General features: G+C 67.6%; 1 protein-coding gene. It reads right to left on the reverse strand.

The genetic code is table 11. The features are described 5' to 3' along the window. A partial coding sequence (locus FAF44_RS54295) for a universal stress protein (RefSeq protein ID WP_237111264.1) occupies positions 1-204 on the reverse strand: 204 nt, incomplete at its 3' end. Between the last annotated feature and the right edge of the window lie 6 nt (positions 205-210).

Genomic DNA, 210 nt, shown 5'->3' on the forward strand with positions numbered 1-210 from the left:
CCGCGCGCAGTCCGCACCGTGCCACAACACGTGCTCAGCCGCACCCCGCAACGAATCCCGAGCCGCCTGATCCCCATCACCGTACGGCCACCGCCACGCGTGACAGAGGGTGAGCGGCAACCGCCGGAACTCGGCCTCGTCCATCGCCCAGTCCAACGCCTGCATCGCATGATCAGAGCCGTCATAACCGACGACCACACCCAGCGTCTC

Source organism: Nonomuraea sp. MG754425, assembly GCF_021699195.1.
Classification (GTDB): domain Bacteria; phylum Actinomycetota; class Actinomycetes; order Streptosporangiales; family Streptosporangiaceae; genus Nonomuraea.